Here is a 16,139-nt window from a genome sequence, read left to right as displayed (position 1 = left end):
GGTTCTAGTGTGAAAATAAAAGGATGTGATAATTAATTTTTTCTGTACATCATAAAAAATCAATTATCAAATTCTTCTTTAAATGGTCTTAAGGATAATAACAATACAATTATACTTATCATTTCTTACAATCAAGTCTGATAAGTATTTTGTAATTTAATAAAAATCTCGTATGAGAATGTATTTTTGCTCATGCATTTCAATTAATTTGAATCATGCTACATAAATCTATTTTGATTTCTCGAAATATAAATCGCTGCTATGCAGAATATAACAGGACCACCACTGACTTTCTCCCTTTGTTTTACATCTCTCACGTGGAAGGAAAAGGAAATTATCTGACGATATTATTTCTCGTTTTTATTGAAAATGAATTTTATATCTTCCTTTCCAATGAACTGGTTCCTAAACTAAACTGCCACGTTTCTAGAATAAGAAAAGAGCTGTCCATAAGTCAGTTTCACCAACTTATGGACAGCTCCTCTTAGTTTCACCTTATTCTATCGATGAATCCAAACTGCACCTGCAGATTTGTCTTCAGCTTGACCTACTACTTCAAACTTCAATCCTAGTTTCGGCAACTTACGTCCTGCATCTGGAATTGCACTGTTGATGTACTGCTTAGAGTCATCAAATTTTGCAACGCCTGGTAATCCTTTATAGTCAAAGATACCGCGAGTTGGCGAATCTACTCTCCATGCTGGCGTTTGATCAAATGAGAATGCCGCATCGGCAATTTGATAACGCGTACTGCTCTTCACAGTCGGTTGTCCGTTTAATGTACCTACGATTGCCTCTGGATGAGAATCTACTACTCCTAAGAATCCTTCACCTGGATGAACACCTACCCAGTTATCTGTAAAGCTTTGATCCGCATACCATACAACCATTCCTGTATTAAAGACTGGACCACGCGCATGTTGTAACGCCGTGTCAGAACCAGCGTAATTTCTCCACTCTACATAGTAGTTATTTTTTTTCTGTTCCAATCCGTTAGATACAGTAAATCCTTTTAATGTCATTGCTGGTTGACCTTCTGCATCATCTGAGAAAACAACTTTTCCATCTACAGTTAATGCAGCATTATCTAACGCAAATCCTTTATAAGCTACTGCAATATCTGTTAAATACTCAAATTGCAGTTTTACTTTTTTCCCTTTAAATTGGCTTAAATCGTATGATTTATCAACCCACTTACCATTAGTTGTATCCACGCCGTCTTTTACATCTTTTTCGCCCATTCTATCAATACGTACCTTCGTTCCATCTTCTGCAATCGCATATACGTCAAGGAAATCATACTTCGCTTCAAGTTCGTAGAATGCCTTATAATCGAACTTAGCATCCTTTGCATTTGTTAAGTCAAATACTGGTGTCTCAAGTGTTGTATGAATGTCATTTCCTTTTGTGCTGTAATAAAACTTCTTACCAAATGCCGCTTCGATATTTTTAATATCTTTGTCTGGCAAGTTAACACGAACGATTCCTGGTCGTTTTGATTTTGTAACACTTTGATCTAAATATGTTGCAACACCGACTCCCGTGCGAAGTTTATCATAATCTACCTCAACGATATTCGCCCAGTTGCCATTCATATTCTTTTGGAAAAACTCTTTATTTTGTGGTGAAAAACTTGTTGGCTCTGTTCCTGCAATTTTTCCAGCCCAGCTACCACCACTCATAATAGACCATGACTCAATAGGTTCACCTTGTCCTGAGTACTTCGTATCGTACTCATCTGGTAAGCCTAAATCATGACCATACTCATGCGCAAACACACCAACCGCTCCATCTTCAGGCTCGATTGTATAATCGTATGCAGCCATCTTTCCGCCCCAATTCGAAACAGAAGATTTTGTGCCATCAATCGCATATGGTTTTGATCCAAGTTTTGAACGATGAGACCAAATTGCATCATCTTTCAATTTACCGCCGCCAGCTTCTTGACCCACGCCAGCATGTACAACCATTAAATGATCAATAATGCCATCTGGCTCGTTTTTATTTCCATCACCATTTTGATCGTATTGATCATATTGGTCATAATCAGCTAAGTTAATTCCTTTTGCTACCGCTGCTTTTAATGCTTCTTTCACAAGATCGCGCGGCCCTAAAGGACCTTTGTTATCATGACCAGTGCCCGCATCCGCACCATAATCTGAAGCTTTCCCTGGAACAGTAAGCCATTCCGTTACAGTTCCATCAACTGTGTAGCTGCCGCCAGATTGTTCTTCATAATATTGTTTAAATGTATTAATCTTCGATCCATCAAATAACGTAAATGGTTCATCACCAAATAACATTTTTTGATAATGTTCACGATTAAAGTCCTTAGAATACATGTATCCTGGCTCTTGATCAATATTGTTATGCTTAAAATCGCTAAATTCTACAAGTAAAACAAGTACTTTATCTTTTCGAACAGCACCGTTGTACTCTTCTTGCTTCGCTGGTGCAGTAGGGACTTTTCCATTTAATTTACTAGAATTCAATCCCGCACCTGGTCCAGCTACTGGCCCTACTGTTGGCTGCTGCGCCTGTTCATTTTCCTTCATTTTTGCATCTTTTACTTTTTTCATAAAATCAGAAGCTTCTTGCGTAAGACTATCTCCTGTCAAGATTTCTTTACCAGGGTTTTCCCCTTTCTTTTTCTCAACATATTTTTCGACAGCCTTTGACGTCTCAGCTTGTGATGCAGATTGATCAATTACGCCCCGTTGTTTTAGCGCTTCTGCCAAACGCTCCTCCGGTATTAAATGCTCATCTATTGGTAGAGATGATGGCGAATCAGCATACGCCGCATGACTTCCAAAAGCAAAACTACTACTTAGTACTGCCGCTGTTGCTAAAACTGATAATGGTTTTAACTTCTTATTCTTTTTCAATGCATTTCCTCCCCAGTGTCTGCAAATTATCGTTTTTTTTGCCGATAGCAACATAATATTCTCTTTATAGAGAATATTCAATGTTTTTCAACAATTAAATATTGAGAAATATTTTTTGTGCAGGGTGGAATGCGTAGGATAAGAAAATACAAAACTTCTACTAGTTTATGTTTTGCACATAACCATAAAGTGGGGTCACTCGTTCTTTTGTTTTGATGGCGATAGAATAGTGCTAGGAAAGGCAAAGAAATAACAAACAGCCCAAGTTCCTCATTGGAACTCGGGCTGTTTGTTATTTGAATGAATACTTTCCATATGGATTCTTATAAAATTTTGAATCAGTTTATGTAGATTCACTTTACAAAAAGGCTGTTATTTATTTTAAGTGCAATAGTCATATTCGCTCGATTCACTTACTTTTTTGCAATAAGTAAATGATCACCACCTAAGGAATCCGATTGAATTCTTTTTCTATTTATATTCTAATTACCTTTTAAATTATCAGAAAATTATTGAAAAAGTTTTTTTCTTTCAATATATCACTCTATCACACTTAATTTCTTGCTAGTATATACATACCAATATACAAATAAACATAGTAGAAAGTGGGGAGAATGATGGTAAGTCACCTAAAAACAAAAGATATGATCACACAACTTTTAAATAATTGGTATCAAGAGATACGTGCCCAGCACCTAAAAGAAGCAACACACTTAAAAGACGAAATTGATAAATACATAAATAGCATTAATGAAGATTCAAATTTACTATTCCATTACTCACTTCTTACTTTTCGCTTTAAAGTTCTGCTTGATCATTTAAGCATTACACCAACAAGCTTCCAGACAATTGATTCACTGGATATACCCAAAAATGAATCGTTGTCTTATTATTATCACTTTTTCAAAGGGATTCACGCCACACTAATTTCAAACAACAATGAAGCCTGGGAATACTACGAAAAAGCCGAAACGCTATTACAACATATTCATGACGATCTTGAAATAGGCGAGTTTAGCTATCGTTTTGCTAACTTCTATCTTCATACCTATCAACCTCTATTAGCAATTCAAAATGTGACTAAAGCTAAAGAGATTTTCTCTAAACATAATGGTTATGAAAATAATGTTGCCGCTTGTGAGAACTTATACGGTTTAGCATGTATTGATATAAAACAATTCCCTGTAGCAGAAGAAAAATTTAATTCTGCAATAGATATTTTACGTAAAAATAATGAGGGTTCCCTAATATTAAGAGTCCGCAGTAATTTAGGTTTTTTATATAGTAACCAAAACTTATCCACTTTAGCAATTCGACACTTATCAGAAGTAACAACTAAAACTCCGGAGCATTTTAAAGCCCTTTTCCTTGAAGCTAGAGAACATTTCAAACTCGGTGAAGTTAATCAATCGGCCGAGTTGATCGAACGAGGGTTGGCGATTTGTGAGCAATTAGACAATAAAGAATACCTATATCATTTCAAAATTTTAGATTGTATGAATAAAGGTGTTCCAGCTACTATTCTCGAAGAATTATCTTGGGAAGCTATCTCATTTTTTGATAAGCAAAAACTATTTAATTACACACAAGAATACACTGAAAAATTAGCAATCAAGTTTTACGAAGAAAACGACACTGTAAAAGCTAGTAAATACTTTTATATTAGTCATCAAGCTAAAGAAAAAACTTTCGAAAAAGGAGCGTTAAAATAATGAAAAAACTTTTTGGAACGATTTTAGGCTTAGCACTTTCAGCTGCTTTATCTATAGGGTTAGCATTCCCTTCACAATCAGATTCTAAAGAACAGGTTAATTCGACTAAATCTAGTACAATTATGTACATGCAATCCAGCCACGGTGACTCCTGGTAATATAAAGAGATTCTATATCATGAATTACGAAAAGGGCACTCCCTCAATGGAGTGCCCTTTTTTAAACATCATATAGCAGACTACTTATTAACTTCAGCCCATTTAACCTTGAACTCCGCACCGAAATCATTTGCTTCTAAGCCACATTAATATACCATTTCACTAAATTTAAAATCCCCTCCACCTTAAGGTAGAGGGGCTCTTCTAATTTCTATTTCAAACTACCCGAAGCCTCCGTAAAGATAACCCCAACCTGCATCAGGGTATCCTAAACTTTTCCCAGCAACTACAGCTCCTCTAACGAACGATCTTTCACCGATAAAATGTGCTATCTCTTCTTTTTCCTATATTTGCACCAAAACCTTATTTTTTAATCAACATTATTTAACTGACTCTACTTGTTTCTCTAATTCTCTTCCAAGGAATTTAGCAAGCTCAAGCATACCAAATTGATTCGCTACAGACTCTGCGTCAGAATTATAGTTTGTGTTTGTATTAATATCATACGTATAAATTGTTCCATCCGAACTGCGAATAAATTCAATACCAGCAACGGTAATTTTATTTTCTTTCAAAAACTCTTTGTACTTTTCAATAATTGGCTCTTGGAAGTCCGATATAATTTCAAATTTTGTTGACGACTCTTTCTTACTCTCTTCTCCTACTGGGCAAAAGGCATCTTGAATAGAGCATACATCTGCCGGGCAAAGCTCAAATCCTTCTGATGTATCTACTTTAACTGCATATACAAACTGACCGCCTACAAACTCACAACGTGTAATATATGGTTCTGGCGCTTCAATATATTGCTGGATTAAAGTAATTCCATCAATAGGTTCTTCAAATGTCGGACCATCCAAATATTGTTCTAAAGCATCAATGGAATGAAACAGTTGAACACCAAGGCCTTTACCTGCACGGTTATGCTTTGTAATGAACGGTACTTCCCCTAACTCCTTTGCTGCTTTTACTATATGATCACGGCCAACAGCACCAATTGTTTTCGGCACTTGTATCCCAAATTTTCTTAATGCTGCATATTGATTCAATTTACTTACTTCAAGACGCAATGCTCGAGATCCATTAAATACTGTTCGCCCGTATCCCTCTAACCAAGCAAGAACTCCTTCAGTCAACTCAGGTGCATATCGATGCCCTCTCGTATGTGAAGAAGCACTCATGCGGCTATAAAAAACACCTTGGGGAGGTTCTTGTTCTAACGAAACAGCTCCTTCATCTAAAAACCACTCCTCATAAGGTAACTCCAGTTCTTCCAATCTTTTCACCAAATGATCCGTCCATTCCTTATTTTCATGTAATATGTAAATTTTACTCATTTGTAATCAATTCCTTTCTTTTTGCTTCAACTAATGGCATCACTTTTTCAGAAAATCGTTTCATTTCTTCAAGCTGCGGTGAAAATTGTAAAAGTAATAACGTAACACCCACTTTTTCAAAAGCAAGTATCCTTCCTGCAATTTGTTCTGGTGTTCCGATTAAATTAGGACGTAACCCGCGATTAGATACGGAATAATCATTTAGCTTCACTTGCTGTTCCAAATGCGATTTACTAATAAAATCTTGGTAACCCGCGTAACCTAAAGCATCGTCTTTCACATCCGTTATGCGTCTCTATTCCTCTAACGCCTCTTCTTCTGTATCACGACAAATGACGTAAGCCGCGAGCCCGAATGACTGCAATGGCTCCTCTGTGACTTTCTTTCTACGATTCTTCATATCTTCTATTTTCACAAATACTTCTTCCACTGTTCCGCCATGCATTACATATGCATCCGCGTGATTTACAATTACTTCTTTTCCTCGCTCACTCTCACCACCTGCATAGATCTTAATGCCTTGTTTCTGCACAGGTTTTGGACTTAAATGTGTATGATGAAACTCATAAAAGTTCCCTTTATAAGAAAACTCTTCTTCTTTCCAAAGCTCTTTCAAAACTGTTACAAATTCCTCTGTGCGATCATACCGTTCATCATGTGCGGTAAATACCCCGCCGTACTGCCTCGCTTCTTCTTCCCACCATGCTGAAACTACATTCAATGTAAAACGACCATTACTTAATTGATCTATATTCGCTGCCATTTTCGCTGTAACTGCTGGATTGTGGAAGCCAGGTCTTACAGCTGTCATAATCTCTAATCGATCCGTTACTGCAGCAAGTGCTGCCGCAGTTGTCCATGCTTCTAAACTTGGTGCTGAAACACCTTTTATATCATTTAAATTTAATTCTGCTATAAGTGTTGTTGAAAAACCTAATTGTTCTGCCGCTTGCGCTGTTTGTTTTGCATACTCAAATGTAGGCGGCATAGATTCATCATCTACATTTCGAAGCCATCCCCCAAAAATCGGTAACCAAAAACCGTACTCCACTACCTATTCCCCCTTTAACTTTTAGCCATAAAAAAAAGCTACTCTTATCGAAATAAGAGTAGCCTTCTTGACTAAGTGAACCGCTCTTATCTTTCAGGTGTTTCTTCACCTGCAGGATTTGGCACCTTTCGTCTAAAACGAGGTTGCCGAAGTTTCATAGGGCCCGTCCCTCCACTTCTCAACATAAGAATTGTTTGATTTCCATTTATTATAATCATCAGAATAATAAAACTCAATACTTTAATACTTATTTTTCCGATAAACATTAAATGATATATGAAAAACCATATTGTTATAGAGATTTATAAGGGTATTATGTTGTTTTACCTACGAATATATAAAGGGCTATGTTGTATCATGTCGAAAACATCATTTATAACCAAGTTTCTTTACTTCTATCTTAAAAACACAGAAAAATAAATATCAATCAAATGAGGTGTTAGTAACATGAAAAATAAACGATGCGAGAATTGTGGTTCTACTACATTTAAAGAAGGAAGGGTTGGATCTGCTTATCATGCATATGTTTGTGAGGATGAATCTAGTAGATTCTTTTCAGGAGGGAAACGTTCCAAACTATTAACCACATTTTGTTTAGAGTGCGGTGAGGTGCAATCATTTAGAGTTGAAAAACCGGAGATATTTAAAGAATAAAATAATACTAATTACATATTATGCAGATGTTTATTAATGATACAGTAGGAATGATAACAACGGACGATTTCGCTACAACTAGAGTAAATACACCAATCATATTAATAAAAAACAAGAATAAGGTGTCTAAAAGACCCCCTATTTTGAGCCAATAATGAGACATTATGTTAATCTTAATAGAATCTCTTTATAATATGTATAGTTGCACAAAATTGAGAAACTTAAGGAGACAGATAAATTTTATGAGGAAATTATTCATATTACTTACTTTAATTCTAGTATTATCCAGTGTTACGGCTGCTTGTACACAAGATAAAAAAGATAGTGCCGTTGAAAATGGTCCAATAGAAGAACCAACCGCAAAAAATGAAAATGAAGAATTAATAAATTTTGAAGAAAAAGAAGATATGAGCCGCTTAGAACAAGGTATTTTATTAGTTGGTGAGAGTGTTAAAGGAGGCTATTACTCGGCCACCGTTCAAAGTGCATATTTAAATGCTAACAACGATTCCGTCGTTGTTAATGTCTCTGTAAAAAATGTACGAGGTCAAATGATTGGACTATCAGAATTAAAATATAACTTAAAAGATGAAAAAGACGGAAAGGCCTATGAAGGCAAGGTGCTTGACCAAAACCCTTCTGATATACAAGTTAAACCAAATGAAACGGTAGAATTAAAAATAGCTTTTGAAGTAACAAGTACCGCAGATGAATATATGTTTTATATTGAAAGCTCTTTAGAATCTCTAGGAGCACACTGGAAAATCGATAAGCTGCAATCACAAAAAAACTAAGTCTCAAATACAATTTGATTGAAGAAATCTCTCAAATAAGCAAAAAGCACCGAAAGAAGTCTTCTACATATCAACTATATAAAAGTCCCTCCGCCTTAAGGCAGAGGGACTTTCTAATTCCTATTTCAAACTACCCGCAATCTCCGTAAAGATAACTCCAAGTGCATGTGCACCTGCATCTGGATAGCCTAAGCTTCTTTCACCAACTGTACCAGCGCGGCCCATGCGAGCTACGATTTCTTTCGTATACTCTGCGCCTTTAACCGCTGCTTCTGCTCCTTTTTCAAAGGCAGTTTTCATGTCTTCTTCGTTTGAAGCGCTAGCTAACCAAGAGTCTACACATGGAGCAAGTGCATCAACAAGTGTTTTATCACCAACTACCGCTCCTCTACCGAATGATCTTTCACCGATAGATTGTATGCCTTGAAGTGCTGCTTGTAACATTTCAGCAAACTCTTTTACTGTTAGCTCACGTTTTTCGCCTGCTTCTTTACTAGCTGCACGGAATGCACCGCCCCAAATTGGACCAGAAGCACCGCCGCAATGTTCCATAATAATCATTGAACAACCGTTAAGGAATGATCCGATCGTTACGTTCTCTTGATCTACAATAGAATGCCACTCACGTTTTAATTGCTTAAATCCTTTTGCCACACTCATTCCGAAGTCGCCGTCACCTGCATGTGTATCCAACTCGCAGAACGGTACTTCATTTTTAATAATAATGTCGCTCATTTTATCAACTAGATAGATCATGTTATTTAATGTAATGACATTATCTTTCATAACAGCGTGTTCTTCCGCTGTTTCTAGTTCAAATGAAACTTCCGTCTCTTCTACATCTTCAAGCACATTCACGTACTCTACACTCTCAACTGGTCCATCTACTTTAAATGCAGGTGTATTGCACTCTTTCGATAATAACGTTTTTAGCTCGTCATCTAACTTCATCACTGTTAAAGACATACCAGCCATATCGATACTCGTCATATAGTTACCGACGAATACTCTATTAATCTTAATATTTCTAGCAGCTAATTCTCTCGTAACTGCATTATTAAATAGATAAAGTTCTTGCAGTGGTGTGCCGCCAAAACCATTTACAAGAAGCGCAATTTCCTCGCCATCTTTTACTCCTAAATCTTTTATTAAATCATTTGTCATACGGTTAGCTAATTCATCTGCTGACATCGTTTTTTCACGTTTAATACCTGGTTCACCGTGAATACCTACGCCGTATTCCATTTCATCTTCCGCAAGTGTAAAAGTAGGTGATCCACTTGCTGGAACTGTACAAGAAGTTAATGCTAAACCGATTGTACGCACGTTAGCCGCTGCTTTTTCCGCTACAGCTTTCACCGCTCCTAAATCCATTCCTGCTTCCGCTGCTGCGCCGGCAATTTTATGCACTAAAATAACTCCCGCAACACCGCGGCGTCCTACTGTATACAGGCTATCTTCTACCGCAATATCATCGTCTACTTTTACGTAGTCGACTTCAATTCCATCTTCAGTCGCTAAATGTGCACCGTTTTTGAAATTCATAATATCGCCGCTATAATTTTTAATAATTAATAACGTACCTTTTTTACTAGCTGTTTCTTTAATTGCTTGATAGACCTGAATTTGCGAAGGAGAAGCAAACACATCTCCGCACACTGCCGCATCCAGCATACCTTTTCCGACTAGACCTGCATGCGCTGGCTCATGACCACTACCGCCGCCACTAATTAACGTTACTTTATTTTCATTCATTTCTTTCTTTTTAATCACTTTATATTTTTTCAAAAACTCAAGCTCTGGATGAGCCATCACCATTCCATTGCACATTTCCATTACTAATGTTTCTGGTTTGTTTATAATCTTTTTCATTGTGATTCTCCCTCAATTCCTTTAATATATTGTGATATATTTGAAATCTTCTTCTTACTACTCATGTTAAAATGAAAGCGTTTTATAGTAAACGGACAAAATGGACAATCTGTCTAAAGACACCGCTCTCATTTATCCCGCATTAACGGGCAGTAAGACCCCCACCTCAAAATGCAGTGAAAGCAAAGAAGTTAGGTGGGAGATCAACTGCCCGTAAATGCCCGATTGGTTCAACTAATAATCAGTGGGGGGATGAACCTCCCCACTGATTAAAGTTTCACTGTATAGATAGGATTTTCATATTACTACATTCTAGGGATGATTCAGATGACCTCTTCTATAATTTCTAAAAAGATAATCGCGAATTCATTGAAGTATTTAATGGAAACAGAGTCGTTTCATAAAATATCAGTGAGCGATATTATGTTACACTGTCAAATGCGTAGGCAAACTTTTTATTATCATTTTAAAGATAAATTCGAACTATTAAGCTGGATTTATAGAGAAGAAACGAAAGAAAATATTATAGACTTTCTCGACTATGAAACATGGGAAAACATTTTCGATTTATTATTTGATTACTTTTACGAAAATCAAAAATTTTACCGAAATGCATTTAAAGTCATTGAGCAAAACTCGTTTAATCACTATTTATTTGAGCATACGAAAAACTTATATATGAAGATTATTGATGAACTATCGATGAGCTGTGGATTCAGCCTTTCTGATGAGACAAAAAATACGATTGCCTCTTTTTATAGTCACGGCTTCGTTGGAACGATAAAAGATTGGATTGAAAGCAAGTGCGAAGTAGATCCTTCCATTATGTCTTCTCTCATGAAAAATATGATAAACAATCAATTACTACTATTACTCGAGCAATCAGCAAAGTAATTAAAGGGTGGCAAAAGCAATGAAAAAGATTATGAATGATGTAGAAAATATTGTTCAAGATATGCTGCATGGCTTTTATTTTGAACATAACGACAAAGTAAATTACGACGAAACAAATAACATCATTTATGTAAAAGATATCGAAAAACTGAAGCAAGACGTCGCTATTATAAGCGGCGGTGGTAGCGGACATGAACCTGCTGATATAGGTTATGTAGGAAAAGGAATGCTTACAGCGGCCGTAAACGGCAGTATTTTCACTCCGCCTACAGTGGAACAAATTGTGGCGGCAACTCGCTTAATGCCAAAAGATAAAAGTATTTTATTCATCATAAAAAACTTTAAAGATGACGTAGAAAACTTTTTAGCGGCAGAACAAATCGCAAAAGAAGAAGGAAGACAAATTGACCACATCATCGTAAATGACGACATTTCAATTGAAGATGATGCTTCTTTTAACAAAAGAAGACGCGGCGTCGCTGGTACTGTTTTCATTCAAAAAATAGTAGGCGCGGCCGCTGAGAGCGGTCATTCTTTAGAAGAACTAACAGCACTTGGACAAGCTGTCATCCAAAACTTACACACATTAGGAGTCGCCCTTTCACCTGCAAATGATCCAGTGAAAGGAAAAGCTTCATTCACATTAAACGACGATGAAGTCTTTTATGGCGTTGGTATTCATGGCGAAAAAGGTTACCGCAAAGAAGCACTATCCTCTTCTGAAATATTAGCGATCGAACTTATGAACAAACTAAAAAGCATTTATCGCTGGAGAAAAGGTGACAACTTCGCCATCCTCATTAACGGACTCGGTGCGACACCATTAATGGAACAATACATTTTCGCAAACGATATTCGCCGTTTATGTGAGCTGGAAGGCTTACATGTGAAGTTCGTAAAGGTTGGTACCCTTCTCACTTCTTTAGATATGAAAGGTGTTTCGCTCAGTTTGCTTAAAATAGAAGATTCGGATTGGGTGAAGTGGTTGAAGACGGATGTTGGAGCGAGTGGTTGGTAACAATAAAGATTGAACGTTTAGTAATCAAAAGTACTGACTTATATGAAGAATGTATAAACCTTAGGTATCTGTAAATAAATCGAAGCATACATACTATTTGCAAGTTATCCACCAGTTTCGAAATGCGGTTATCCAGTCGGAGAAAGGCACCTTAATGTGTCTTTTTTTTATTTTCAAAAGGACCTGCTCAATTATTGCGTAAAAAACATAAAGTAATTTGAATCCGTTAAAATACATGAGTGACCCCTTGTTTTCCCCTCTTATTAAAGGAGGAACTATTATGGGATTTGGTGGTAGTTGTGGCGGCTGTGGATTTTCTGGCGGCTTTGCTTTATTAGTAGTATTATTTATTTTATTAATCATAGTTGGAGCTTCTTGCTTCTGCTAAACAAACTATCGGAAAAGACACTCTTATATGGGTGTCTTTTCTTTATGGAGTAGAATGATGAAAAGACGGATTTACCACGCTAAGCGATTTGTTGGTACTCCCCCTAAAAGAAGACAGGTCTTTATGACCTGTCTTCTTATTTTACTCGACTACTTCATCTATTCATTCATATTCATCGTATTCATTCATGTATAGTCAAGGCCTTCTTGTTCCTAATCTTTTTAACTTCCTTTTCTCTCTATATAATCTATTTTTTCCTTTCAAAAATTCTACACATAAAAAAAGAAAGTGAGAAAAACACTTTCTTTTTTTCAAATCTACATATTTAATTTTTGTAAAGATCCAGTTTTCTTATTTACTCCATAGAAAACTGTTTCATTCTTAGACCAATCTGTTACTTTATATCCGTATTGATCTTCAGTTTCAAACTCTTCTACATATACCGCAGTTCCAGGATGACCTTGAGCTTTTAAGAATGAATTTACAATAGACAATCCAGCTTGGAAATTAGGTACTTTTAGAGTAGTAGCTTCATTATTCACATTTTCTTTATTACTTTTCTCTTCTACATTAGAAACTTCTTTTTTCACTGGCTCTGGTTGTTTTTGTTGTTCTTGTTTTTGTTGTTCTTGTTTTTGTTTTTCAGCAAGTTGCTTCTGTTGCTCTTCTCTTTTCTTTTGTTCTTCTCGTTTTTTCTGTTCAGCTAACTTCTTTTTCTCTTCTTGGTCTTTTACAAAAGATTTTGCTTCTTCTTTAGCCTTTGTAACTAATTCTGACCATTTCTTTTCTTGATCTTTAATTAATGGATGATCAATAGTGAACTTCATAAGACCATCTTTCGTTACTTCATCAATATTACTCAATTCTTTGTTTTTAAGAACTTCTTCAACCAACTTCATATTCTTTTCGTTTTCTTGCAATTGCGATTGGAGTTCTTCTGTCTCTTCTGCAACACTTAATAGAGATTTTGTAATTTGTTTTTCAAATTGATGTTTAGGTAGCTCTTTTACTTTATTAATTTGCTCTAGTGTAACCTTTGGTGTTTCTGTTTTTCTCATATCTTTTAAACGATCCATCTCTTTAGATAGAGTTTTAAGATCATCTGTTTTTTTATCTTGTTTTAACTCGCTAGCTTCTACATATAAATCATTAGCCTTCTTATAATCTTCTTTTTCCATTGAGGAATCTGCTCTCTCAATAATATTATTCACTTTCCCACTTCCTAAGAAGTAATTAGCTCCGAATCCTAGTGCTAGGACTAAGATGACCAATAATGGGATCCATAAAGCTTTTTTCATAAGTTTGTAACGCTCCTTCGTTAATTTTTTTATTAATATATAACATATATTAAAAGTACACTTCATTATAAACCACTATAGTGGAAAAATGAACCAAAAAAACTTTTGTAATATAATTTATTAGAAGTTACTTGGCAGTTAGGGGTAGCGTCACATCGCCATCAACCTAAACAATTGATTGTTCTCCCAAAACGAAAGAAATTTGCTGATCTTATGAATAATTGTAAAAAGGTGAAATTTTCGTTATAGAATTGTTTCAAAATCTTAGCTTGATGGGCATGTTTTGCTACCCTCTGTTTTGCTAAAGCTAAATACGCTTAAACCATTTATTCAAGAACAAGATGGTAATAAGAATTACCATCTTGAAATTTGCTCATGAAATAATTAATCAACTTATAAATCATTATGTAAAAAAAAGAATTAACTCTAGAGCAGAAAATGAAATTACTTCTTTTTTCATTATCGGCTACTAACACATATCCATAGAAAGATACGCATGTGAATTTCCCCCTAACTACTAAGTAAATTCTTATAAATTGAATTACAAAAGTTTTTCGTTCATTTTTTTGCTATGGTGGTTTATAATAAGTTGCATTTTAATATAAGGATAGGATGATTTAATAATGCAAGAATGTATTGACTGTGGAAAACCCATATCAGTAAGCGCTGAGATTTGTGTACACTGTGGATCAACAAGACCTCATAGTGACCTCGATTTTATATTCGGTTTAGTATCTGCCCTGGTATCTTTAGTAGGAAGAGCGCTACAATTGATTCCATTAATAATTCTTGGCGCTTTATTAGAATATTTAATTTTTAAAGAGACGAGATATAGCTGGATATTTTGGACGAGTAGTGCCATTCTCTTTTACATTTATTTTAAATATAGAAAAATATCCGTATTTTTATTCCCTATTATTCTTGGAATCATAATATGCTTTATGAGTATACTTTATGGATTTTTGATAGGTTTTGTCCTGCTCTTGGTTAACTACTATTACTATAAAAAAACACAGTAACCAGAAATATAGTTGATACTCTAAAATAAAAAACACTCTTAATGAGTGTTTTTTATTTTAGAGGGACATGCACATCCCTATCAAACTAAGATAAGTTTATATACCCAAACAGAGATTTTAAGATTATAGAAAATGTTAATATTCATCTGAAATCTTTATAAATTTCTTAGCAAATAAAACCCGCGTGTTGCCGTCAGTAACCCATTATATATCTAAAGGTTCATATATCCTTCATCTCTTTATAAACTAAAAAGTATGAGAATCCGATCCTTTAGCCATAATTACGACTAAAGGCTTTTTTCTATATAAAAATTAAAACATAATAAAAACGGAATACTTACTCAAATTGTTTTTCCCTTTACAAACTATATCCAAAAAGTTGGATAGTTCCTTTTACTGCTCATATTATTAATAAATAAAGCAATAACTACAATAACAAGAGAACCAACTAAAACTGGTGTTACTAAATAACTCCAACTATTTGCTCCTAAAATAACGACAATTGGATCAGCCCCTGCCGGAGGATGCGTTGTTCTTGTTAACATCATAATAGCAATCGACACCCCGACTGCTAAAGCAATTGTCCAATATTCATTCCCAAACAAATGATATATTGATAGACCAATGAAAGTTGAAATCAAATGTCCTCCAATAATATTACGCGGCTGAGATAGCGGTGCATTCCAAACGCTAATACACAACTCGCTCCAAATGGAGCCATTAGTAATTCTGTAGAAGTTATACTCGTTAAATATGTTAAGGTGAGAATTGTTAAAAATCCCCCCAGTAGTCCCGTTAAAGAATCCTTTATATTTACTTGTAATGGACTTCTCCCTTTCCCTTTCATTTTTGCAAAATATCGTACACTTATTGGTTGAGCCTCTTTCTGCTTAGCTGCTGTTATATTATCCATCGTTTTCCTCCTTTATCACGCTATTCGCAGGGATGGACATCCCACTGACTAAAGTCTCACTTTATTTACCAATAATTATAACCCGAATTAACTAACCTGTAAATATTCATTTTAGAGGTTAGTTAAAAGATACAAAAAAAAAAGAA

Annotated in this window: 11 protein-coding genes, 2 pseudogenes and 1 riboswitch; of the genes and pseudogenes, 7 read left to right on the top strand and 6 right to left on the bottom strand. The window is 35.4% G+C overall.

The features are described 5' to 3' along the window. Positions 1–500 precede the first annotated feature (500 nt). A complete protein-coding gene (locus ABH957_RS25650; RefSeq protein ID WP_242311204.1) occupies positions 501–2,885 on the bottom strand; it encodes an immune inhibitor A domain-containing protein in 2,385 nt (794 codons plus the stop codon). Between the two features lie 617 nt (positions 2,886–3,502). Here ABH957_RS25650 and ABH957_RS25645 point away from each other — a divergent pair. Both ABH957_RS25645 and ABH957_RS25640 read left to right on the top strand, forming a co-directional pair. After that, the gene (locus ABH957_RS25645; protein ID WP_404512507.1) at positions 3,503–4,597 is read left to right on the top strand and encodes a response regulator aspartate phosphatase; all 1,095 of its coding nucleotides are present in this window, start codon (positions 3,503–3,505) and stop codon (positions 4,595–4,597) included. Further along, a complete protein-coding gene (locus ABH957_RS25640) occupies positions 4,597–4,755 on the top strand; it encodes a hypothetical protein (protein WP_002087237.1) in 159 nt (52 codons plus the stop codon). The genes ABH957_RS25645 and ABH957_RS25640 overlap by 1 nt, the downstream gene beginning before the upstream one ends. 380 nt (positions 4,756–5,135) lie before the next feature. Here the strand turns inward: ABH957_RS25640 and ABH957_RS25635 are convergent, their stop codons facing one another. Together ABH957_RS25635 and ABH957_RS25630 are read right to left on the bottom strand one after the other, a co-directional pair. Then, a complete protein-coding gene (locus ABH957_RS25635; RefSeq protein ID WP_404512499.1) occupies positions 5,136–6,092 on the bottom strand; it encodes an ATP-grasp domain-containing protein in 957 nt (318 codons plus the stop codon). After that, positions 6,085–7,143: pseudogene (locus ABH957_RS25630) on the bottom strand (LLM class flavin-dependent oxidoreductase). The gene ABH957_RS25635 and the pseudogene ABH957_RS25630 overlap by 8 nt, the downstream one beginning before the upstream one ends. Before the next feature lie 83 nt (positions 7,144–7,226). Next, a riboswitch (SAM riboswitch) is annotated at positions 7,227–7,333 on the bottom strand. A gap of 257 nt (positions 7,334–7,590) precedes the next feature. Here ABH957_RS25630 and ABH957_RS25625 point away from each other — a divergent pair. Further along, positions 7,591–7,797 (top strand): hypothetical protein, encoded by a 207-nt coding sequence (locus ABH957_RS25625; protein ID WP_002035364.1) that lies wholly within the window; start codon positions 7,591–7,593, stop codon positions 7,795–7,797. A 242-nt stretch (positions 7,798–8,039) separates the two neighbouring features. Beyond that, entirely contained in the window at positions 8,040–8,591 is a 552-nt protein-coding gene (locus tag ABH957_RS25620; protein WP_404512497.1) for a DUF4352 domain-containing protein, read from the top strand. A gap of 120 nt (positions 8,592–8,711) precedes the next feature. On the opposite strand, the gene dhaK is transcribed toward ABH957_RS25620, so the two are convergent. Continuing rightward, complete coding sequence (gene dhaK / locus ABH957_RS25615; protein WP_404455645.1) at positions 8,712–10,463, bottom strand: dihydroxyacetone kinase subunit DhaK; 1,752 nt, start codon at positions 10,461–10,463, stop codon at positions 8,712–8,714. Between the two features lie 327 nt (positions 10,464–10,790). Between dhaK and dhaS the strand changes: the two genes are divergently transcribed. From dhaS to ABH957_RS25600, 3 genes are all read left to right on the top strand, one after another. Beyond that, the gene (dhaS, locus tag ABH957_RS25610; RefSeq protein WP_000204216.1) at positions 10,791–11,357 is read left to right on the top strand and encodes a dihydroxyacetone kinase transcriptional activator DhaS; all 567 of its coding nucleotides are present in this window, start codon (positions 10,791–10,793) and stop codon (positions 11,355–11,357) included. A gap of 19 nt (positions 11,358–11,376) precedes the next feature. Then, positions 11,377–12,375 carry a DhaKLM operon coactivator DhaQ gene (gene dhaQ / locus ABH957_RS25605; RefSeq protein ID WP_404512495.1) on the top strand — a complete coding sequence of 333 codons (999 nt, stop codon included), beginning with the start codon at positions 11,377–11,379 and terminating at the stop codon, positions 12,373–12,375. 280 nt (positions 12,376–12,655) lie between these two features. Further along, positions 12,656–12,763, top strand: a complete 108-nt coding sequence (locus tag ABH957_RS25600) for a YjcZ family sporulation protein (RefSeq protein ID WP_000505673.1) — start codon at positions 12,656–12,658, stop codon at positions 12,761–12,763. Positions 12,764–13,080: 317 nt separating this feature from the next. Here ABH957_RS25600 and ABH957_RS25595 read toward each other — a convergent pair whose 3' ends face one another. Continuing rightward, the gene (locus ABH957_RS25595) at positions 13,081–14,061 is read right to left on the bottom strand and encodes a hypothetical protein (RefSeq protein ID WP_404512493.1); all 981 of its coding nucleotides are present in this window, start codon (positions 14,059–14,061) and stop codon (positions 13,081–13,083) included. A 1,384-nt stretch (positions 14,062–15,445) separates the two neighbouring features. Next, positions 15,446–15,993 (bottom strand): annotated as a pseudogene (locus ABH957_RS25590) (HPP family protein). Positions 15,994–16,139: the final 146 nt, after the last annotated feature.

Source organism: Bacillus sp. RC242 (assembly GCF_044908245.1).
GTDB classification, from domain to species: domain Bacteria; phylum Bacillota; class Bacilli; order Bacillales; family Bacillaceae_G; genus Bacillus_A; species Bacillus_A mycoides.
Note: the sequence above shows the minus strand (reverse complement) of the source record. Positions and strands in the feature narration are given on the sequence as shown.